Here is a 23135-nt window from a genome sequence, read left to right on the forward strand (position 1 = left end):
TCCAACCGGCGGGGCCAGGCGCTAAGTGTAGCAAATTATGCTCTCAGAAGAGTTAGCGAATGGGTTGAAGGATGTTTTAAATGGTCTGAAAGTAACAACTACATCATTATCAGCAACATCAAAAACAACCTATTACTGGAAAATAGTGGCCCTGGATAGTAATGGAAATACGTCGCAATCGCAGGTATCAACTATCGGGTTTAGCCCAAATATGATGGCGACCTTCGCGCAGAGCCCGATCGCGTTCAACACATGGGTGACCCTGTTCGGCTCCTTGAGTAAGGCGCTCGACGTGAAGACCAGTGACAGCATCGGCCTTGCTGTTTCCGAAGGGAATGGCTACAACTACTGCCTGACGGTTCACAGCTTACGGCCGAGCATATGGCCAAGCTGCCGGCCGATGAAATCATTCTCGCCCGAAAGGGCCATGCCAGCGATCCGAAGCGGGACGCCGATGTGACAATGGTCCGCGATGCCGGCTTCACGGATGCCAACGTCATGGAGATCATCGCGCTGGTGGCGATGTATACCCTTACGAATTTTTTCAATAATGTGTTCGATCCTGAGAAGGACTTTCCCGCCGTTACGCCGGCTGGCTCGATCTGACCGTTGTCGGGTCGAATCGACCTTCTCTGAAGGTGCCTGGAGGTTTGACACGCTGAAAACAAGATTTCCGACCTTCTGTTATTTCAGGAGTGTTTTCCCGGAAAGTGTAATGATAAGTATTAACGCTAAAAACTAAAAAAATGAAAACAATAGCATACGGCAATATCACTTCATAAAGTGGGTATTTGCTGATGAGCAAAAAAGGAGGTGTATTATGAAAGCAATTGTTGTAACAGACCAGGATGCGGGATTAGCCGGAATGAAACTGGTAGAGTTGCCTGAACCGCCGGCAGCGATAAACGATGTCATCGTTCAGGTTTATGCAGGCAGTATTACCGGGGACGAGCTGTCGTGGCCGTCGACCTGGACCGATCGTGCTGATCGTGACCGCACGCCGTCGATCCCCGGCCACGAAATGGCCGGAGTGGTAACAGTGCTTGGCTATGGCACGACAGGGTTGTCAGTAGGGCAACGGGTGTTCGGCCTTCAGGATTGGTATCGCAATGGCTCCCTGGCAGAGTACGTGTCCATTGAGGCGCGAAACCTTGCACCGCTGCCAGATGATATTGATTTCAATGATGGCTCTGCGCTCGTGATGCCGGGTCTGACTGCCTGGCAGGGGCTGTTTCTGCATGGCCGCCTTCAGTCGGGGCAAAGAGTCCTCGTACATGGGGCGGCTGGTATAGTTGGTTCGATGGCTGTCCAGCTCGCACGTGAGGCCGGTGCGTATGTCATTGGCACCGGACGCGCCGCGCACCGTGAAGCGGCGCTCCGTTTCGGCGCAAATGAGTTCGTCGACCTTGATAATGATACATTAGAAGATATCGATCAGGTAGATCTGGTTTTTGATGTCCTCGGCGGCGACATCGCGATGCGATCTTTGGGCGTGATTCGCGCCGGAGGAACCTTTGTAACCGTTGCCGGCCCGATCGAGGCGCAGCCAGCCGGAGTTCTGACTATCGATTTTGTCGTTGAAGCCGATCGCGCCCAATTGAGTGAAATTGCGCGGAGGTTCCGTGAAGGCCGCCTGAGGGCGAATATAAGCAACATCGTTACGCTCGACGACGCGGTCGCTGAATATAACTCGACCAATCGGGTCAAGGGTAAGACGATTGTCCGCGTTCGCCCGTAAGGACCCGGGGAGGTCGAGCGGTCATGGCCTCCCCTTCTTTACCCACATCCAGGCACAAACAAGGCCACCGATGAGTTGCAGTGGAAGGAAGATTCCCCGCATTAAGCCGCTAAAACCGTTAGCGTCTTTATAAATATAGGGCGTCATCACCCTTAACCTCTACCGTATTATTATAGCGGCCGTATACACTGTCAAATTTTAACAGGTAGGCTGCATTTTCAATATGCATGAGGTCGTTAATAGCTATTACATCTAATTCTGGGCTTTCCAGGGCTATTTTGATCGAGGCCCTGCCGATTCTTCCGAAGCCGTTGATTGCTAATTTTTTCATAATTGTTTTTTATGTTTTTCACCTTGTATTGAATTTAGTAACAGGGAATGTGTTTTAATGGTTTCCAAAAGGTGGTTATTAGAAGCACAAATTACCCGGTCATGACAGCAAAGTTACAAGCCATACATAGTATCGTATGGTAGTTTTTAAAGGAATAATGGTGGTTTTTATAGATAAACATGAACAGTAGGTGCAACTCCCCAACTCTTGATTACATTGGTCGTCAGAATATTGAATTTTTCATTGGTTCCACCCAGCTCCCCGCAATATTTACTAAACACTACCGAGGCAATTTTATAATGTCTGATAACGTAGGAACAGAGTATGTAGGGTTCTGCATTTGAATATAATATTGCTCCCTCGCATGTTCCGTGCTTTTGTATAGCATCTAAAACGGCAACGACTTCGGCATGGCGGGTAACGTCTTTAAGCTGACGACTTTTTTCATACCCTTCTCCTATAATTTCACCGTTAAGTACAATAATGCTGCCCACTTCGCTTTCTCCCTGTGATGTTGCAATTGCAGCCAATTTAAAGCAGCGATCCATGTATGTTTTATGAGTTACTATGTCCATAGCTTATGCTTGGTGATGTTTAAGCTTAAAATGTTTTTATTAAAGTTATCAATAATGGTAAAAACATACCATTGATGTTTACTGATCAATGGTATGCTTTATGGTGATATTATTTTTGAGCTCCTGTTTTTTTATCAAGGAACTGCCTTATGGTGGCAGCTATTTCGTTAACGTTACTTTCCAAAGCAAAGTGGCCGGCATCGTATAAATGATATTCGAGGTTTTTGATATCTTTTTTATAAGCTTCAGCGCCGGCAACCGGGAATATATAATCATTTTTACCATACACGATCAGCATCTCCGGGTTATAAGTACGGAAGTATTCCTGCCATTTTGGATACAAAGGCACATTGGTACGATAATCATAAAACAAGTCGAGCTGAATTTGTCCGTTTTCGGGTCTTTCCAGGTGACGCAGGTCAATTTCCCAGTTATCAGGGCTAATCACACTTTCATCAGGTACGCCATGGGTATATTGCCATTTCAAGCCATTGGCATCATGAAACCCTCTTAATGCGGTTTCTGCTTCTTTGTTGTTTCTGTCGGCCCAATAAGCCTTGATCGGATCCCAGAAAGCTTCCAGGCCTTCATCATAGGCACAGCCATTCTGAACAATCAGGGTCTCAATTCTTTCAGGGTGGTTAGATGCAATGCGCCATCCAACCGGTGCGCCGTAATCCATGAGGTATAAACTGTATTTTTTAATATTAAGCTGGTTTAATAGTTCTTGTACTATTACAGAATAGTTTTCAAAGGTATAAGCAAAATCAGCGATGGCGGGTTGTTCGCTTCTGCCATATCCCGGATAGTCAGGGGCAATTAAATGGTACTTGTCTGATAGGTCATTAATAAGGTTTCTGTACATGTGCGATGAACTTGGGTAGCCATGCAGTAACACTAATACAGGTGCATCTTTAGGACCTGCTTCACGGTAAAAAATGTTCACTCCATTGATCTTAATGAAGTGATGTTGTGTTTGATTTTTCATGTTGTTTTAATTTATTTACCGAACGTTCGGTAAATAATAAGATTCCAAACTCCTTTTCTCTGATTAATATTACAATTGTTGGTATCAGATTAAATTATGCAGTTAATAATGCGGGTATTTTGGTCAGGCAGTTTTTAAAATAATTTTTATCTCCGGTAACTCCGGCCAGTACAAGTGAACCCTGGATAAGGAGATTAATAAGTTTTGCCTGTTGCCCCGCGACTTTTGACGATAAGCCGAGGTCAATGCCAATATCTGTAAAACCATCTGCCAGCAGGTTAAAGCAACTGTTCACTTTTTCTTTAAATGCTTCGGCATCTGTACCTATAGTTAATGTTCTGAGCAGGCAATTATTTGCTCCTCCATTATACAATTCATCAATAGAGGTAATAACTTTTTTGAGCCGGGTTTCGGGTTTTAGTTTTTTATTTGCCGATACCGAAACAATATTTTGAAGTATCCATTCCTCAACAATGCTCAGAACGTGTTGTGCCATTTCCTTTTTTCCATTTGGAAAACGGTGGTATAAACTGGCTTTCTTTAATCCTGTTGCCTGGGCCAGCAATTCCATTGATGCGCCATCATAACCAAGTTCGCTAAAGGTTTTAAACAGCTTCAGGTCTACATTTTCAGGGTCAACTTTTTGAGTACGCATATTTTAAAATTGTTCTTTTTGAATTATGAATCAAATATACTGAACGTTCGGTAAAATAAATTAATTATAGCATTAACAACGAAAAGTGCCATATAAAAGTTAAATAATACCACAGATGCTTGTTCGGCAAAGGCATTGCTATTGCATCTACCATAAAATCAATTTCCGGATCCGGATAGAGGCCAATTCAGGAATTGATGTTATATGCCTGGTAATTGATGATCAGCAATGCCAGTTTTTCTAAATGCTTATCAACACGCGTGTTCCAAATGGGGCAGTAATTTAACCTGATATAATTATTGAATTGATTGGTGGCCGAAAATATTTGACCGGAGGTAATGCCAATACCTTCCTTCAGTGCCCGCCTGTGTAATTCCCAGGCATCTACATAAGCCGGAAATTCCATCCCAATGCTCATCCCGCCTTTGGGCGTAGAAATTTTGACATCTCCAGGGAAATAATTATTGATGGATGTAAATAAAGCCCGGTTGTTGAAACAACCGGGCTTTCAATGCTCTTGCGTACCGCCTGCGCAAGCGATATGGCGAACATCTGCTTTTTTAGTTTGTACCTGTGCGCTTTGCACTAACATCCTGCGGGAACCAAATCATCATTTCGCCCTTTCCCCTGTTTGCCCATGAATAATAAGGTATTGCGGTAAGCATTACTTTTTTTACGCCTAAACTATCTTTTCTCATAACCTCGCCTTGTAAAACCGTGACCCCATTTAATAAACCAGCCTTGTTCTGAGGCTTGAAAACGGTATTTTTGGGAATGATCAGGTTACTTAAACTACCTTCATTATCTTTCCATTCGGAACAGTATATTATTGGACCACGTTGTAAGGCTATTTTATCCTTGTTATCATTTAAAGCTTTATGAGCGATAACCTTTTTAACCTCCATCGGAAGATCCAACTGCAGCTCATCACCTTTTTTCCATTGCCTATTGATAACAGCATAACCGTTTTCCATATGATATTTAACCGGATGGCCATTGAGTTTGATATTGATCTTTGCCGATGATTTATTTTCAAAAGCATACAAGTCTGAAGGGATAGCTTCTGAACATATCCATCCCGGTATGCGGATCCGCAGGGCGAAAACAGCGGGTGATGCGGGTTCAACAGCAAATGATAACAAACCTTTCCAGGGATAATTGTTATGCTGCGTGATACTGACCTTTCTATCGTTTACCAGAAGATTGGCAGACCCGGCAATAAAGAGATTAACAAAAACACTATTATCCTTTTGAGCATATATATATCCTGGTAAAGACGGCAAAAACCTCACCATATTAGTTGGGCAGCAGGAGCACTCAAACCATCCTGATCTGCCGGGTTCTAAAGCAGGATGCGTGAACCCGTTTGTTACCTGCATGGCATTGGTATAAAAAAATGATTTTCCATCTAAACCCACACCTGAGATCAATCCATTATACAGCACTTTCTCCAGCAGATCAATATATTTAGAATCGCCATGTAATAAAAACATGCGCTGGTTCCAAAAAACCTCACCTATAGATGCACAGGTTTCGTTATAAGCTGTGGCGTTTGGTAATTCATAATCGGCACCAAAACGTTCGCCTCCGGGTACAGCCCCAATTCCGCCCTGCACATAAATTTTCTTGCTTACCATGTTGTTCCAGATCTTGTCAATAGCTTCAATATATTGTTTATCGCCGGTTAAAGCAGCAACATCAGCCATTCCGGCATACAAATACATAGCTCGTACGGCATGTCCTTCGGCTTCAGTCTGATCCACAACCGGTTTATCATCCTGCCAGTACATACCATTTTTCCATTCATCTGTACTATTCTTATCATACTCCCTCCTGCCCCTTTCATCAATAAAAAATTTAGCCAGATCCAGATAGTCTTTTTTCCCGGTGATCCGGTATAGGCGCACAAGCCCCATTTCGACAATTTCATGCCCGGGGGCAACATGCCTTTTCCCCGGACCAAACGTTTTGATTAGCAGATCTGCATTTCTTAATGCTATATCCAGGAAATTACGCTTTCCCGTAGCCATAAAATGCGCGCTTGCGGCCTCAAACATGTGTCCGGAATTATATAGCTCGTGGCTTAGCTCATTTTCTTTTACCCATCGCTCCGGGCCCGACCATGGGTGCGGGTGCAGGGGATCAATGGTACGGGCGGTATAAAGATAGCCATCTGGCTCCTGCGCCTTTCCAACCACGGTTATCAGCGAATCTACATACTTATCCAACTTAACATCGGGATGTACAGCCATTGAATATGATGCCCCTTCTATAGTTTTATAAATATCGGTATCATCAAAAGGGAATTTGGTACAAAACTTTCCGCTCCTGGCAGCTGCCATCTCAAAATTTTTAACCCGGCCTGTATTTTCACAACGGGCAAACGATGCAGGAATGGTTACGGTACGGTTGGTTTCGATACGCGGTAACCAGAAATGATCATCCAGTTTTACCTGTGTAAAAGTTACCGGTTTAATGGGATAGTCCTTTACCTGCGCAGCAGCCCCACTCCCATACATTAAAAATGCAATTATTAACTTTCTCATTTTACGAACATCTTATATCAGCTTATTACTTATTAAGTTTATTTTAAAACCGCGCTCGATTTCTTCTCTACTAAAGAGTATAGGACAACGGATGTGTTGTCCTATACTCTGTTACTGACTTTATTTATTCTATTAATAGCCTGTGTTTTGCTTCAGGTTAGCATTTTTTTCTATTTGTGTTCTTGGTATGGGGAACAATATTCTGTTTATATTATTAGTTGCGGCATGAGACAACCATGATTTTTTAGTGAATGCTCCAAACCTGATCATATCGGTGCGCCTGTGGCCTTCCTGATCAAACTCCCAGCCCAGCTCATCTAAAAACCTGCCATATTGAATATCGGCACCACCTTCAGTAGTATGCTGGTTATTTACATTATCCTGAAGGCCATACACATATGAACTACCTTGTTGTAGCTGCGCTCCGGTAACAGTAGCTTTAGCAGGATTTGATGCAAAATCGCGTTGCCTAACCTGGGTAACTATAACGGCGGCGGCATCTGCCTTCCCGGTACGTAATAGGCATTCAGCCTTCATCATCAATACGTCTGCATAGCGAAAAACAGGATAGTCATTACTTAACCTGTTGGTGGCGCCCATTTTTATTTCAAATTTACCCAGGCGAAAACCATGTATAGATTCTCCTTTTTCAAGTCCGGGCAGTTCATTAACAAAGCTTAGTGGTTTGCCTGTAAAATCGCCCTGAGCAACATAGAGCATCTGACCAGCCGAAGTATATTGCTGACCTTTTATCCAATTATTCTGGTACCGTGCATCGCTTTGATCAAACGTGCTTATAAACTGAGGGATTGCACAGATACCACCCCAGGGTGTATTTTTAAGATTATAGGTAGCCTGGTTTTCCTGCTGCAATGTTTGCATGTGAAGATCAAAAGCATTCCAGTTGTTGGTATAATCCTCATCCATAGGTATTGCAAAAATGATCTCCTTTGAATTTTGGTTTTCTGTTACAAATACATTTTTCTGGGCAGGTTCCAATATATACCCTGCTCCTGAGTTTATAACAGCATCGCAGGCAGCAATACATTCAGCCCATTTAGGTGTTCCGGTGTAAACACCTGCGTTCAGATGCATTTTGGCAAGTAGTGTATAGGCTGCCCACTTATTAAACTTCCCGTAAGTAGCCACATTATTTTCGGCACTTAATAAGGGTATATTGTCTGTAAGCTCCTTAACAATAAAGTCATATACCTCGGTGCGGGTGTTTTGTTTAGGCAAAAAGCCGGCCGGCAAATCAAACTTTGTTACAATGGGAACATTACCATAAAAGTCGCACAAGATTGCGTAGTATGAGGCCCGCAGCACTTTCAATTCGGCCAGGGTTGCTTCTTTCCCTGCGGTGATCGGGATAAGGCCCGATTCTATCTGATAAATGATCCTGTTACAGTTTGTAATGCCTGCATACGTTCTGGACCAGGTTTGATTAACCACGTCATCATCGGTGGTCCAGGTGTGTTTGTGCAGCCTTTGGTAAACGCCATCATCAAACCACCCCCAGGGCCGTTTAGGTATAACCAGCTGATCGCCTGTAATTTCCTGCGCCCGCCACAGACCATTCCAGTCAAGCAGTATAAAACGCCATTGAGAATACCCTGCTCCCACCAATGCAGCCAGGTCATCCTGAGTTGGGTTAAATTTGGTGGATATAATAGCCGTATATGGTGTATCTTTTAATTTGGTACAAGCTGATATTGTTATTACAGCAACAAATACTGCAATAACTAAGTATATTTTTTTTGACTTTTTCATTGTCTGATTTTTTTCAATTGTTAAAAATTCAAATTCACTCCCAAAGTAAATGAACGGGTAGTAGGGTACTTATCACGATCATCCATACCCGGACTTAAGCCAAGCCTGTTTACTTCCGGGTCCAAACCCTTGTATTTAGTAATAGTGAAGGTGTTTAAAGTTGACACGTAGATACGTGCGCCCCTTAGATAACCGGTTTTTATCTTATTGAAATTGTAACCAAAAGTAATGTTGTCAACCTTCCAGAAATCACCGTTTTCTACATAATAGCTGTTAAACTCCAATGCATTTACTTTCAATGCAGTTTTTCCAAAAACAGGATTGTAAGCAGATTTTAAAATATTATAATTTTGAATGGTAGGGTTCTCCATATACATTCTTTGAGAGTTTATGATCTGATAACCAAATGCCCCCCTCATGGTAACACTCAAATCAAAGTTTTTATAGGAAAAACTATTGTTCCAACCCGCGTAAAATTTGGGCAGGCCGTTACCAATTACTTTTTTGTCTTCAAAGCTATGCGCAAGATCATCATACTTAACCGGTTTGCCATCCCGGCCTTCATATATCCATTTACCATTTGCATCGATGTCAATAACTTTATATCCGTAAAAATCGCCGATGCCCTTGCCTATAGTTACAATATTGGTAAAGGTTTGAACCGGTATACCGGCAAATCCTGTGGTGAAATAAGGCGTAGTGGTTTGGTACAATTCGTTTGATAAACTAACCAGTTTGTTGGTATTAGTTGAAAAATTAACACTTGTATTCCATACAAAATTCCTTAATTTTACCGGCACAAAATTTAACATTACCTCTATACCCTTATTCTCCATTTTTCCCACATTGGCAGTTGTAATTGGGTATAAGTTTGGGGGACTTGGCACTGAATAATCATAAAGCAACCCTTTGATCTGACGCTTATAAACATCAATGCTACCGCTTATCCTTCCTTTTAACAAGCTAAAGTCGGCTCCAATATTGGTTTCTGCTTTTTCTTCCCACCTGATAAATGGATTAGCATTGGTAGCAGGCTTCAGAATCCGTGTCCATTTACCATTTGAATACACATAATCACCATAATTTATTAGAGGCTGGCTCAGAAAACCGGCTGATGGGGGATTTCCTGTTATACCGTAACCTGCCCGCAGTTTTATATCATCAAACAATTCCTGATCTTTCATGAAATTTTCATTGGTGATTCTCCAACCTCCCGAAACTGCCCAAAAGCTACCCCAGGGGTTATTTGCTCCATACAACTGACTGGCTCCTTCACGCCTTAAACTGGCCATTAGCAGGTACTTATCTTTATAACTATAATTTAATCTTCCAAAAAAGCTGATCAGGTTAGTCTCTATTTTACCACTTTGTACATTAGCAAGTTTGTTCTTTATCCCTTCACCTAATCCAATGTTATTGTAACCAAAAATATCGGTTGGAAAATCCTGATTATCGGCATACATACCTGTGGTAACATTTTCCTGGTAACCATAACCTCCTAAAACTACAATATGGTGGTCATTCAGGGTTTTAGAATATTCTGCAGTCCACTCCGTCAGCCGATCAATTGACATCCTCGCGCTTACTGACGCAAATCCGTTTAAACTACTTTTAATTGTTGATATATTATCTTTGGTTTCTGCATATCCATTATTTGAATTAAACCTTGAGTAAGAAACAAGAGCTGATAGTTTTAGATCATTAAAGGGCTTATACGTAATTGTACCATTCATACGGGAGTTTACAGTTTTTGATTCTCCGTTAGTTTCATTTAAAAGCGATATCGGGTTTTCGTAATCAAAGTTTCCTGTTTGTTCAAAATAAGTACCATCAGCGTTACGTACAGGCTCCGTTGGATTATGGATTACTGCTTGTCTATATATCCAACCTCTGAAGCTGCCAAATTGATTAAACCCACTACCGTCAATAGATCCATTATCATTTCTCGTGAAATTATTGGTTTGATTAAGTAAGCCGAAATTAAACTTCAGTTTATTATCCCACATACTATGATTTACGTCAATTCTGCCGGTAAAGGTATTATTGTCGCTCCTTTTAAAAATACCCTGCAGCGCACGATAATTTGCAGAAACCAGGTAGTTGGTTGTGCCGTTTCCGCCTTTTACAGTCAGGTTATGAACCTGTGTAAACGGTGTCCGGGTTGCTTCCTTTAACCAATCGGTGTTACTTCCGGCATCCCATGAGGCAAGTCTTGTTCCTGCTTTAATCTGATCGCGGTAATCTTGCGCGGTAAGCATATCAAGCTTTTTTGAAATAACCTGGGTAGTGGTGTAGCCACTGTAATCAACACTGTTGGTATTTGTTCCTTTTGCCCTTTTGGTGGTTATAATAATCACACCATTAGAGCCCCTAACCCCATAAATAGCCGCCGATGAACCATCTTTTAATACATCTATTGATTCTATATCTTCGGGAGCTACCGTTTTAAGATCGCCGGGGACCCCATCAATTATTACCAAAGGGTTAGAATTAGCACCAAATAACGTGGTGTTACCCCGTAATAAAATCTGTGTACCATCGGTTGGGTTACCGCTTGGGGCTGCAACCGTTAAGCCTGCAACTTTGCCCTGCAATAACTGCCCGGCATCTAACACAGGTCCTTTAACAAAATTTTCGGCCTTTACTGTAGCAACCGAACTGGTTACATCCGCTCTTCTTTGGCTCCCATAGCCAATTACAACAACTTCATTTAACGAGTTAGGTGATGCTTTAAGCAGTATATTAATGATATTACGGCCGTTAAGTACAATTTCCTGCTGTATATAACCAATAAAAGAAAACACCAGCGTGGCATTATCATCAGGAACACTTAAGGAGTACTTACCATCTGTATCTGTTTGTGTACCTAAACTGGTGCCTTTAATTTTAACGCTTACCCCGGGCATGGGCTTATCATTTTCATCAGTTACCCTGCCGGTTATAGTTTTGGCATTAACTTCTGTTGCATTAACTTCTGCAGGTACAATCTGTTCCTTAGCAGCAGGTAAACCGGTTGTGTTATCATCTTTATTGACTTTACTTAACACAATACGGTCGCTAATGATCTCAAAGGTAATTCCCCTTGACTGTAAAAGTTCAGTAAGTATTTCCTTTAACTTTTCTTGCTTTGCATCAATAGATATTCCCTGTTCCTTTTCAACAAGGCTTTTGCGATAAACAAATTTTAAATTTGTTTCTTTCTCCAATTGTTTCAAAACTGTATTCAAGCTCGAGTTATGGATATTAAAATCAAGCCGCCGGTCCAATACAGCCTGTCCTTTGCTTGAAGTAGCATAGGACATTCCTGTAAAAATGAGTGCTATTACGAGCTGACTAAAAGTGACTTTCATAATTTTAAACCAGTCAAAATGGTTTTGTAAATAAATCTTCATACATTTAAGTGTTTCTTTTGATAAAAATTGAGACATAGAACTGCCCGGATCACCTGTATAAGGCGTCGCATTCCGGGTATAAAAAGATTTAGGAGTGTCTCCAGCACTCCTATTCTTTTTTCAAGAAAATTTAAGGGATTAAGTACTAATTCGTTTTTTCATATTTTTAATTATTAGGGGTTAATTGGTTATTTATATAATTGGTTATTGATGGCTTTCCAGTACAAATTCGCTTCCATGCACACTGTAGCTTACATCCAAAGTTTTTTTCAGTATCTCCATGATAGCAGGCAGGTTTTCATTAGTAAAATCGGCCTTCAAATAATCTGAGTTGATCTTTTCATCACTGGAACTTATATGAACATGGAAGCTTTTATTTAGTACAGCAAATACCTCTTTTACCGGTGTGTTATTAAAAGACAAACTCATCTTTTTCCACATGTCTATAGATACGTCCTTCACTTCATTATTTTTTTGCAAATGGTCAAGTTGCTTATCATAAACAGCTCCCTGGTTGGGCAACAACATTACCCCCGTGTTTAAATCATTGGTTTGGCCTGCGGTATTTAATACCTTATTTTTTTCCTTTTGGCCGGCAACGCTTACAGAAACTTTTCCGGTAACCACATCAACTTTTGTGGTCTTATCCTCCGTATAAGACCGGATGCGAAAGCTTGTCCCCCATACCTTTGTTATAATGTTTCCGGTATAAATTGAAAAGGGTCGTTTATGATCTTTTGTTACTTCAAAAAAAGCCTCGCCTTTTAAGGTTACTTCCCGCTTTTGCTTATCAAATACTTTTAAATAAGTTAATGTTGATTTTGGGCTTATCCACACCATACTGCTATCAGAAAGTATTATTTTCCGGATGGCATTCGAGGTATTGGTGAGCATTACTTTTTCATTATTTTCTGGCACCGGGTTTTGGGAAGGCCCCTTATATTTTACAAGAAACAGGATTAATAATACCGCGGCACTGCTGGTTACCCAATATATAACCGACCTGAACCGCGTTGACCGTAGCTTACGAAGTTGAAAAATATTGTCATTTTCAGCATCTTTAATATGGCTCCCGATGCTGTTCCACATCAATATTTTGAAAGCTTCCCTTTCATCTTCGGACAAACTGGAAACATCGTCCTGATCCAATTCAAATGATTCATACCAGGAACGTATCTCGGCCTTTTCCCGTTCATTACATTTGCCGGCAAAATATTTCTCCAACAGATCGGCAGGTAGTTTCTTTTTCATTAAGTGCTTGTTAAAGACAAGATTTAATTATGGTTTATAATAAGATGTAACCTGAGCAGGCCCTACCCCCTACTTTATCCAGAATAATTTTTGAAAAAAAACAAAGTTGTTCTTAAAACCTGATAAAACAGGATTACTCTTAAACACCTACCAAAGGAAGAAAAAAAGAAAGAAGACGTTAATATTAACCCGTAAATAGCGGAGCGCTTTAGTAAGATGATTTTCTACGGTTTTTTCGGATATCCCTAAAAGCCGGGCTATCTCCTTATTAGTTTTATATTGATTGCGGCTTAGTTCAAAAACAAACCGACATTTGGTAGGTAATTGATTTACCTCCATGTCAACTCTTTCTTTTAACTCCTTGTACCTGAAATTTTCCTCAGTAGAGTTATCAAAACGATCATTCACCAGCAGTAATAATTCATTATAAGTGTTTCTTACGGCCTCGGCCCTTTTATAATTTAATACTAAATATCTTATTGATGTAAACAAGTATCCCTGAAGAGAAGACTGTATTTTAACCTGAGTTCTGTTGATCCAAAAGCTTGTAAAAAAATCCTGGACGATTTCTTTTGCGGGCTCTCTTTCTTTAAGTCGTTTATAAGCAGCCGCATATAAATCTAACCAATACCGGTTATAAATTTCTTCAAAAGCTGTAATATCTCCCTGTCCGAAAAGTTCGACTAACTCGTTATCCGGAAGATCACATAACTTCTTCATTTTTATTGCTTTGTGCGTTTGCAAAACAGGAACAATAGCTTCATTCTGTTAGTATAATTACGAACAGTTAATTTGTAAACTTATTTAACACATCTTTATTTGATGAGTGTCTTTAATTTCAGTGAATTGTGCATTTTCACATTTCATCTATCATCAATACTGCATTAGCATATAAGCGTGTCATGAACACTACTTAGGTTATAATTAGAGGCAAGCTAAGCAATATTTTTTATTTACAAGTAAAAAAAGGAAAAATAATTGTATATAGAACACTAATAATTAAATTTTAACTTTAACGTTAACAAGTGAAATACAAAGTCCTGTTATTTTAACCGATTAAACAGCATTCATTATTATTTATTAAACTTAAAAGTTTAATAAATAAGGCACTTTGTTACCTCATAAATAAGTGTTAATAAAACGATTATTTGCAAGATACGGTTATACGACCCACCGCACCATAATCACGGAACAAATAAGAATACCAGGTCCCATTTGGCGCTTCGATCAATCCTCCTTGCGCCACACCTAAATCCTGGAGGCCAATTCGTCCTTCATACGGACCGGTGAATATTCACAATAAATATAAAAACATATTGAATAACAAATGTTTATCTAAAAAAATGAACAAAGCGAGTATCTAACTCGTTAGCAATCACTTCTTGCGAAACAAGTGATTAAATCTTCGTACATCACATTTAACTTTTAGGTGGTTAGTTGTATCACACCGCTCACAAATCTATCGTAGCCGATACTAGTAATGGATATATAAACGCTCTAATTATTAAGGATGATACTGTCGGCATGCTACACGAACTCATAACCGCCGGTCACAAGTCGGAATCAACTAAACATATAATTCCAAATAGCGGTTGAACGGTTCGATAAATTTCCGCCATCATATATAAAAAGCTTGTTTCAGGCCGTTAAACGCATTAAAAATTGCAAATCATCCAAAAATCGGTTCGATATTTGTATCGTCAGGAGTACTTAAACAAATCGACACAAAGCCTGATATGAAAATATCGGGCTTTGTTGTTTTAATTATGGCGGTTCGACTCCGGCGCTGAGTACAAAAATCCCATGTGGGATTTAAAGTCAAAAGATTTTATATGAAATCTTTAAATGGCCTTCAAATATTTGAAGGCCATTTTTTATAATTTCTCTGTCTTGTAAAATGACTTGAGCAAAGTATTTGCCGGTCGTGTTTCATCCATTCCTATCAATTATTACAGCCACGATCATCTTACACGCAATACCGTTGATTATCGGTACTATTTTATAACACCATATTTTATTTACATATTGACTTACAAAAGCACAACAATAATAGACCTGCATAAAGCATTAAAGTTTCTTTTATGAAATCAGCCCTGCCACGTTCCAATTGCCCTATAAGCTTCTCGCTCGATATACTTGGTGACAAGTGGACTTTACTAATCCTGAGAGATATGATTTTCGTGGGTAAATCATCTTACAATGAATTCCTGCAATCCCAGGAAAAAATCGCAACAAATATTCTGGCGGACCGCTTAAATATCCTGGAATCACAAAAATTTGTCGAAAAACTGGTAGCCCGCGACAAAAAATCAAAGTTCAACTATATCCTGACTGAAAAAAGCATCAACTTAATTCCTGTTATTATGGAATTAGCCATTTGGGGATTATCCAATTTCCCGCCAGGGGTTGAACCCGACTTAATAATAGAATACGAACCTGATCGGGAGGAAACGATCAAAAAGTATAAGGAATTAGCAAGAATGCGTGCAGAAAACCAAAGAAAAGCACAATCTACAACCCTTTGATGTCATCCATGTTAGACAGTTGGGTTTGTCACTTTTGTTAATTTTTCATCTTAAAACCGGAGTATTCCAAGGTACTTATTGAAGTTCATAGTCTCTGAGTGTCGGCAATCAGATTGTAAAAATTATTTACCAAACTATCGTAACATCTAAAATTTGCAATGTAATTTAACTTGCATTATGCAAGTTAAATTACATTGCAATTACCTTCTTGAGTATGCGAGGTGTTAGATTTGCAAATGTTTTGATATTAAAGGTAATTGTTTAACAGGGCTCGTCTACACCGACACTTTTGGCAATCGCAATTGATTTCAGCTTAATTAAGAACTGATTATGAAACTTAAAATGGAAAAACCTAAAATTTTGATTACGGGTGCCACAGGTTCCACTGGAGCGCCATCTGTTGAGATTCTATTGAAAAAAGAGTTCGAGGTACGGGCGCTGGTGCACAAAGAAGATGCTCGGTCTGCCCGGCTTAAAGAACTTGGTGCTGAGATTTTTGTAGGAGATATGCAAAACTTGGATGATGTCAGATTAGCATGGAAGGGTGCTAAAAGAGGATATTTCTGCTACCCATTAAGTCCCGATCTTTTGGATGTAACCGTGATATTCGCCCAAGCTGCAAAAGAAGCTGGCGCTGAATTTATTGTAAATATGTCGCAAAAACAAGTGAGTTCAACTTCAAAAAGTCCGGCGACAATCCGTCATTTTTTATCAGAAGAGGTTTTCAAATGGACAGGCATTCCAACAACGGACCTTAGACCAACTTTTTTTGCTGAGTGGTTCTTGTATGTCTCAAATCAAATTAAAGCTGGCAAGTTACAAATGAGTTTCCCTGGTGATGCAAAACACGCTCCGGTAGCTGGCGAAGATCTTGCAAGGACGGTGGGTAGCATATTAGCTAATCCGGATCAGCATGTTGGCAAAATTTACCAATTATTTGGACCTGAAATGTTAAGTTACACGGAAATCGCTAAAATCATCAGCAAAATCCTTGGGAAAGATATTCTGTACGAACAAGTGAGTGTACAAGAGATGTCTGACTCGATTGGTTTGGGAAGCTATGATCATTTTAAAAATCATGTTGCCAGTACACAAAGTGATAATATCTTTGGCACTCCTAATTTCAATAATACCATAGAAGAAATTACGGGAATGCGCCCTATGACGTTTGCTGATTTTATTGAAAAGAATCGCCCAGCATTTACGGTTTGAGATAAATGACAAGAAGTAATAATAAGTCCTATTGATGAGCGGTTCAATCGAAACGAGATTAAATTAATAATCTTCCCGCCGCCTATTTATGCAATAAAACATGCTAAAGCTCATTACACCTACCACCAAACTTGTAGAGCAATAAGTAAGTCAAGTGTACTGGTATAACTTTAAGCATAAAAACGACTGCAATGCAAATGCACTTTATTTTAGAGCGGCGGTTCAATCAAAAACGGGTTAGATATTTCAAATCGGCCTCAGTCGTTAAACAGAGTGGCTAAACGTTTCAGGTCATCTAAAAATTGGTTCGTGGGGACTCCGGCGCTGAGTAATTCTTTTAATGATACCACATTAGTAATTCAAGATAAAATTCTACAATGCCAAATTGAATTCTAATAAGATCAACTCGGAGCGAGGAGATTCTTCTTAAGAGTTAATCTCAAGCTTATATCCCTTGCCGCGTATAACAACAATGTTGATATTGGGATCAAATTCCAATTTTTTTCTGAGTTTTGATATGAACATATCCAGACTGCGGCCCACAATAACACCTTCGTCTTCCCATATCTCTTTTTGCAGCCGGCTTCTCTCTATGGTCTCGTTAGGAGATGCCGCGAAAATATGCAGTACACGCGTTTCAGTTCCGGTTAAGTCTATCGTCTTTCCATTTATTATCAGCTTCCGATTCTTTGCATCGAACAACGCCGAGCCCAAAGTGAACATACTAGTATACTGACCGTCCGGTAGCGCTCTTCGCGGCTTAACCGATCTCAAAAAAATAAACCCAATAAATGCTAAAAATGGCAGGCTGCCCAGAAGATATCCATTCTTTGCTGTATTTATGCCCTTCGGTTTGAATTTAACGTTGATCATGTAACATGCTCTGGGTTGCACTCTTCCTTTACAAGCTACAATATCATCTTTTTTATTTTTGGATATAGCGTATCCATAAGCTACACTGGAGTTGCCACAGTTCAAAACGTTAACAACATAGTCATGTGCGAGGGGGTCTTTGGCCAACAAACGCCGGGTAGTATTTACCAGGGAATCCGGTTGAAAAGTTAGCTCATGCTCAAACCTGATCTGGTATTCATTTTCTGCGATCTTTTTTACCGGAAGTACCCTTGATTTACTGTCGCCCGACTGTGTGAGTAGTTCATCTCCTATCCTCCGGAGTAAAACTTCCCTTCTGGCGATAATAAAGTCGTCACTGCCGGTCATACTGAAAACCGCGCAGATTACAGAGATAAACGAGAGTAATATTAATCCGAACAGGTATTTGCGTTTCCCGTAGAGGAGACTTCGGCTAAGATGCATAGTGTCAAGTTTTTATTTACAAAGTTTACATTTTTATTTACAATCCAAATTCTCCGCGATGAAATATCTCAAAGTAATTTCGCTGAATCAAATTTGAAAGGATATGAAAAATAAAAGAAACGTTGTATACAGCCTGATTATTTGATTTTAAAACTAAAGGAGGGCAGAAATAATGTGTATTGCCCGACTTGCTACTTTCCGCTAATTACTAATCAATATATTTTACTTTAAATTTAAAAAAATGAAAAGATTATTTGTATTTGTTCCGGCTATCCTCCTGGTATTATTTCTACTAAATTCTTTTGTACTAAAAGAAAAGGAAGCAGGGGAGAAAACAACAGGGACTAAATCAGGGCTTGTAAACATCGTTTTCAAATCTACTGATGGCGGACAAACATGGCAGGACATTAGCGAAGGACTGCCTGAAAATTTGCAGAGAGAAGGTGTGTGGAGTCATAGTTTATTTGCAAATGACCGTGGGCTCTATTTACTTGCCGGCAATGGGGTTTATCACAGTGAACCAAATTCCACAACTTCTTTTTGGACAAAAGAGATTTTCCCTGGTAAACAGCGTGAGATTGCCCCTGGCAAGAATGGGATACTTGCATATAATTTCAGGGGGCAATTTTTACAAAAAATAAACGGAACGAGTGATTGGTCGCCCATGTACACAAATTTTCAAGAGCAAGCCGTACGCATAGACAAAACGATAGATTGGATGTACAAGAATTATAAAGAGAGAGAAGTACGCTCCGTTTTTGAAACTGCCGGAGGCACAGTTTTCATTGGCTCCAATAACTGCCTTTTTAGATCCACTAACAGTGGAAAAACCTGGAAACAAATGCATGTTGGAGACGGTTCAATGAAATTGGTAGAGTCAAACGGTGTACTTCTGTCTACCAGCAAAGATGGAATATTAAGGTCGACCGATAATGGTCAAAACTGGGATGGTGTGATTAGTGAAGGGGGCGTTGGCATCGCTGTGGAACGTATCGATAGAGGATTTGCTGCTATAGTTTATAACACAATAACCCAAACAAACAGCATACACATTTCACTGGATAGTGGAAAAACCTGGAATGCCATAGGTGAAGAACTTCAGCCTTCCTGGAGTAGCTTATTAATGAAAAAAATAGGCTTAGTTAAATCTTCATCGGATATTTTATCTATTAAACAAATGGGCAAATATTTAATATGTGGCCGCTCAGATGGTATATTCCGGTCATCTGACATGGGCAAAACATGGAAACAACTGTTACTTCCTTCTGTAGAAAATTATGGCTTCAATTTATCTGTTTCGGGCAACGTAATTTATGTCATACCAAATAAAGGATGTTGAAAAACTCCAAACTCAGAAATAATGTGTATTGCTGATTTAAATTCTTAAGTAATTAAATAAATTATGAAATACAAAATCTTTAAACGGCCTTCAAATAATTGAAGGCCGTTTTTATAATCCCTTTCTTTTTTAAAGACGTAAATGACATGGAGTTTTTTGTTCCTCCTTATATATTACACTCACTTTAAAAGGGTTCTTGTTTTCATACTTGTTTTTCACGATTAGTTGCCATCTTTCTTAAAAACTTACACTTTAGAGCATTTTTTAACCGCCTATACATTTTCAAATCAGTTTCACCCGAAATAGAATGAACCGATTCAGGTTCGCTGGCAAGCGGGACATGTTCTACACCCTGTAATGCATCAGCAAGTTCTTTGGTAATGGGTCCGAATCCATCAGGCCCCTACATGGTGAAAGATCGGAACGTTCAAGGCCTTAAGCGTTAGCAGGTTCATCAGCAGGCCGGGTTAGTGATCGATCAGGATTACTAAGGAGCTGTCAGCTGTTCGTTTGGTGCTTTCGGACAGCCTGCAACAAAATAAATTTGAATCCAGGTTATTATTCAACAACACAATTCATTGATCTAATGCGCAGGGAACAGCATAGTCAAGCATTCCAGAATGTCCAGCTCCAGTCATACCTCATTCCATTATTGGGTTCAGGTTTGGGAACGATCAATGCTTTTGGGTCCCCTTTGGCTTGAGTACAGCCTCCGCATACATCAAAGGCCCATTCAAAAACGGCGATTGATACCGCTGCAGTTTTATAAAATTTTTATTTCAAGTAAGTGTAACAAATTCGTTGAGGCTGTTGTCATATGTTTATAGTACTATGTATTACATGGTATTATGCAAGTTACAACATTCATTGGAAGGGCTCAAAAAAATATTGTCAAACATTTACCTATCACATCATGAAATTAAAGTTTTTACTCATCATCCTGTGTTCACTCGCTAGAATCGCGGCATTCGGACAGGCCGGGCAGGCATTATTTGCAGTAAACGGCGTTGCCACCGATTCGCTATCGAAACAACCGGTCGGCTATGTAACCGTAAACCTGCGCAACCAAGCAAAGCAATTAGTGCGCACAGCCGTGACTAAAACAGACGGGACATTCAGGTTTGAAAAACTGCCATCAGGAAAATACCTCCTCTCGATGATAAGTGTCGGTTTTAACCCAAAAACACTCCCTGTCGATCTGACAGAAAATACGAAACCTTCCACCAATCTGGGCAGCATTGCTATCAGCGAACAAACTACACAGCTTAAAACGGTGGCTATTACAGCCGATCGGCCCATCATTAAACAAGAGATTGATAAACTCACCTACGACTTAAAATCCGACCCCGACAGCAAAAGCAGCAGTGTGCTGGAGATGATGCGGAAAGTGCCTTTGTTGAGCGTAGATGGCGACGACAATATCCTTCTGAAGGGAAATAGCAGCTACCGGATATTTGTTAACGGCAAGCCATCGAGTATGATGGAGCGTGACCCCAAAAATATCCTCAAAAGCATGCCTGCGTCAACCATTCAAAGCATCGAAGTAATTACCAACCCTTCGTCAAAGTATGATGCCGAGGGAATGGCGGGTATCATCAATATTGTAACCAATAAAAAAGTGAATAACGGGTACAATGGTACGCTAAACGTCAGCCAAGTATTCCCGGTAGGCGGCCCAAGATTGGGCGGGTCGTTTTCGTCTAAACAGGGCAAGCTGGAGCTATCGGGCTATTTTGGCGCGAATATTTCCAATTCGCCCGAAGTGCTCAATTCCATTACAAGACTTACTACCGGGAGCAACTCTACCAGCCTCAACCAGCATAACTCGACAGAATGGGATGGCAAAAATGGCTATACGGAAGTTGGGATCAGCTACGAAATAGACAACCTTGACCTTATCTCGGGGCAATTCAATATTAACGGAAATAACCAGGACGGCATCAATACGCAAAGTTCCGTTTTGAACGAAGCAGGCAACATGGTTCAGCAGTACGACCTGTACAATAACAATACGGCAGGCGGCAGGGGCCTGAATGTGGCTTTAAATTACCAGCTGGGTTTTAAAAACAGCAAGCAAAGGCTGCTCACATTTTCGTACCAGTATTATACATTCAACAACAGGCAGCATGCGGCGCTGACGGCGTCAAACCGCGTGAACTATACGACGCCCGATTACCTGCAAAACAACGAAGGCGAATCTTCTGAACAGACTTTCCAGGTAGATTATGTACACCCAATAAACAAGTTGACTATTGAAATGGGGGTGAAAGCAATTATGCGCGATAACAACAGTGATTTTCAGTACCTCGGATATAATGCGGCAACAGGCAGTTTTGAGGCCGACCCATCGCGAAGCAATAAGTTTGACAATAGCCAAAATGTATTGGGCGCATATAACAGCTATAGCTACACCCTGCAAAACTGGAGCTTTAAAGCAGGCGCCAGGATAGAGGAGACACAGATCGATGCCGACTTTATTTCTACCGCATCGCAGCTGAACAAAAACTTCTTTAATATCGTACCTTCAGTAAGTATCAATAAACGGTTTAAAAACTCCAGTACAGTAAACCTCGGGTTTTCACAAAGGATACAGCGCCCGGGTATATACCAGCTAAACCCCTTTGTAGATCGCTCGAACCCAAATTTCGAATCGTCGGGGAACCCTAACCTCCGGCCCGCGGTATCCAATAATATCCAGTTAGGTTATAGCAGAACCCAAAAGGCTTCGTTGAACCTGATGCTTGGCTATAATTATTTTAATGACCTGATCATGCCTGTTGTCGTTTTCGATCCGGCCACGAATATTACCCGCAACAGTTTTGATAACACCGGTAAGGCCCGCCTGTTTACCTTCAACGGCAATATCAATTACCCCATTACCAAAAAATGGAGCTCATCGTTCAACGGAAGAATTGCGCATGGCCGTGTGCAGGGTATTGTGAATGGTCAGCTGGTAAAAAATCAGGGCTTTATGTATGGTGCATCGGTCAACAGCGGTTATAATTTTGAGAAGGGCTGGCGCGTTAGCACCAACGTGTTTCTGAATGGCCCTAACCTTTCCATCCAGGGTACTTCAAACCCTTATGCCAGTGTATCGTTCACGGTTAATAAAGATGTGGTGAAGGATAAACTTTCGTTCTCGGCCACGGTCAATAACCCTTTCACTAAATATAGGAATAACATCAGGAATTCATTTGGACCCGATTTTACCCAAACAAATATTAACCGTGCTTACTTCAGAGGCTTTACCGTCAGCCTGAATTACCGCTTCGGCAAGCTGAAAGAATCGGTGAAGAAAAGCAAGAGGGGCATCAGTAATGACGATGTTCAGGGAGCGCCTTCGGGGAACTAAAAGCATTTCTAACGTGCAGCCAGTTGATTGGTTTGTTCCTTTTCGTAACACTTTGATCGTGCCAATGCTCTTATATTCAAAATCAATTTACTGATACCTTTCATACAAATACATGAATTAGGAGAACGGAATCACATGGTCAAG

General features: G+C 40.6%; 17 protein-coding genes. 6 read left to right on the forward strand and 11 right to left on the reverse strand.

The window, feature by feature from the left end; all coding sequences use genetic code 11:
- Window positions 1-381: 381 nt before the first annotated feature.
- Window positions 382-606: a hypothetical protein gene (locus tag M2273_RS04435; protein WP_429393480.1), complete on the forward strand. Its 225-nt coding sequence runs from the start codon at window positions 382-384 to the stop codon at window positions 604-606.
- 214 nt (window positions 607-820) lie between these two features.
- Window positions 821-1738 (forward strand): NADP-dependent oxidoreductase, encoded by a 918-nt coding sequence (locus M2273_RS04440; RefSeq protein WP_429393482.1) that lies wholly within the window; start codon window positions 821-823, stop codon window positions 1736-1738.
- Between the two features lie 127 nt (window positions 1739-1865).
- Here the strand turns inward: M2273_RS04440 and M2273_RS04445 are convergent, their stop codons facing one another.
- The 10 genes from M2273_RS04445 to M2273_RS04490 all read right to left on the reverse strand — a co-directional run bounded on the left by M2273_RS04445 (window position 1866) and on the right by M2273_RS04490 (window position 13966).
- On the reverse strand, window positions 1866-2069 hold the full coding sequence (locus tag M2273_RS04445) for a glyceraldehyde 3-phosphate dehydrogenase NAD-binding domain-containing protein (protein WP_429393485.1): 204 nt from the start codon (window positions 2067-2069) through the stop codon (window positions 1866-1868).
- 167 nt (window positions 2070-2236) lie between these two features.
- Window positions 2237-2644: a deaminase gene (locus M2273_RS04450; protein ID WP_429393487.1), complete on the reverse strand. Its 408-nt coding sequence runs from the start codon at window positions 2642-2644 to the stop codon at window positions 2237-2239.
- Between the two features lie 109 nt (window positions 2645-2753).
- Window positions 2754-3632 (reverse strand): alpha/beta fold hydrolase, encoded by an 879-nt coding sequence (locus M2273_RS04455; protein ID WP_429393490.1) that lies wholly within the window; start codon window positions 3630-3632, stop codon window positions 2754-2756.
- Window positions 3633-3726: 94 nt separating this feature from the next.
- Window positions 3727-4287: a TetR/AcrR family transcriptional regulator gene (locus M2273_RS04460; protein WP_429393493.1), complete on the reverse strand. Its 561-nt coding sequence runs from the start codon at window positions 4285-4287 to the stop codon at window positions 3727-3729.
- Window positions 4288-4474: 187 nt separating this feature from the next.
- Window positions 4475-4705, reverse strand: a complete 231-nt coding sequence (locus M2273_RS04465) for a hypothetical protein (RefSeq protein ID WP_429393496.1) — start codon at window positions 4703-4705, stop codon at window positions 4475-4477.
- Between the two features lie 142 nt (window positions 4706-4847).
- Window positions 4848-6833 carry a glycoside hydrolase family 127 protein gene (locus M2273_RS04470; RefSeq protein WP_429393499.1) on the reverse strand — a complete coding sequence of 662 codons (1986 nt, stop codon included), beginning with the start codon at window positions 6831-6833 and terminating at the stop codon, window positions 4848-4850.
- Window positions 6834-6965: 132 nt separating this feature from the next.
- Window positions 6966-8603 carry a RagB/SusD family nutrient uptake outer membrane protein gene (locus M2273_RS04475; RefSeq protein WP_429393502.1) on the reverse strand — a complete coding sequence of 546 codons (1638 nt, stop codon included), beginning with the start codon at window positions 8601-8603 and terminating at the stop codon, window positions 6966-6968.
- Window positions 8604-8623: 20 nt separating this feature from the next.
- On the reverse strand, window positions 8624-11995 hold the full coding sequence (locus M2273_RS04480; protein ID WP_429393505.1) for a TonB-dependent receptor: 3372 nt from the start codon (window positions 11993-11995) through the stop codon (window positions 8624-8626).
- A gap of 204 nt (window positions 11996-12199) precedes the next feature.
- Window positions 12200-13246 (reverse strand): FecR family protein, encoded by a 1047-nt coding sequence (locus tag M2273_RS04485; RefSeq protein WP_429393508.1) that lies wholly within the window; start codon window positions 13244-13246, stop codon window positions 12200-12202.
- A gap of 147 nt (window positions 13247-13393) precedes the next feature.
- The gene (locus M2273_RS04490; protein ID WP_429393510.1) at window positions 13394-13966 is read right to left on the reverse strand and encodes an RNA polymerase sigma-70 factor; all 573 of its coding nucleotides are present in this window, start codon (window positions 13964-13966) and stop codon (window positions 13394-13396) included.
- Between the two features lie 1361 nt (window positions 13967-15327).
- Between M2273_RS04490 and M2273_RS04495 the strand changes: the two genes are divergently transcribed.
- Entirely contained in the window at window positions 15328-15771 is a 444-nt protein-coding gene (locus tag M2273_RS04495; RefSeq protein WP_429393512.1) for a winged helix-turn-helix transcriptional regulator, read from the forward strand.
- 342 nt (window positions 15772-16113) lie between these two features.
- Window positions 16114-16983 (forward strand): NmrA family NAD(P)-binding protein, encoded by an 870-nt coding sequence (locus M2273_RS04500; RefSeq protein ID WP_429393515.1) that lies wholly within the window; start codon window positions 16114-16116, stop codon window positions 16981-16983.
- 426 nt (window positions 16984-17409) lie between these two features.
- Here the strand turns inward: M2273_RS04500 and M2273_RS04505 are convergent, their stop codons facing one another.
- Window positions 17410-18300, reverse strand: coding sequence for a winged helix-turn-helix domain-containing protein (locus M2273_RS04505; protein ID WP_429393518.1), 891 nt, complete (start codon window positions 18298-18300; stop codon window positions 17410-17412).
- Between the two features lie 241 nt (window positions 18301-18541).
- On the opposite strand from M2273_RS04505, the gene M2273_RS04510 reads away from it, so the two are divergent.
- Both M2273_RS04510 and M2273_RS04515 read left to right on the forward strand, forming a co-directional pair.
- Window positions 18542-19639 (forward strand): WD40/YVTN/BNR-like repeat-containing protein, encoded by a 1098-nt coding sequence (locus M2273_RS04510; protein WP_429393520.1) that lies wholly within the window; start codon window positions 18542-18544, stop codon window positions 19637-19639.
- A gap of 913 nt (window positions 19640-20552) precedes the next feature.
- Window positions 20553-22991 (forward strand): TonB-dependent receptor domain-containing protein, encoded by a 2439-nt coding sequence (locus M2273_RS04515; RefSeq protein WP_429393523.1) that lies wholly within the window; start codon window positions 20553-20555, stop codon window positions 22989-22991.
- Window positions 22992-23135 lie beyond the last annotated feature (144 nt).

The sequence above is a fragment of the Mucilaginibacter lappiensis genome, from assembly GCF_050433765.1.
Lineage (GTDB): Bacteria > Bacteroidota > Bacteroidia > Sphingobacteriales > Sphingobacteriaceae > Mucilaginibacter > Mucilaginibacter lappiensis_A.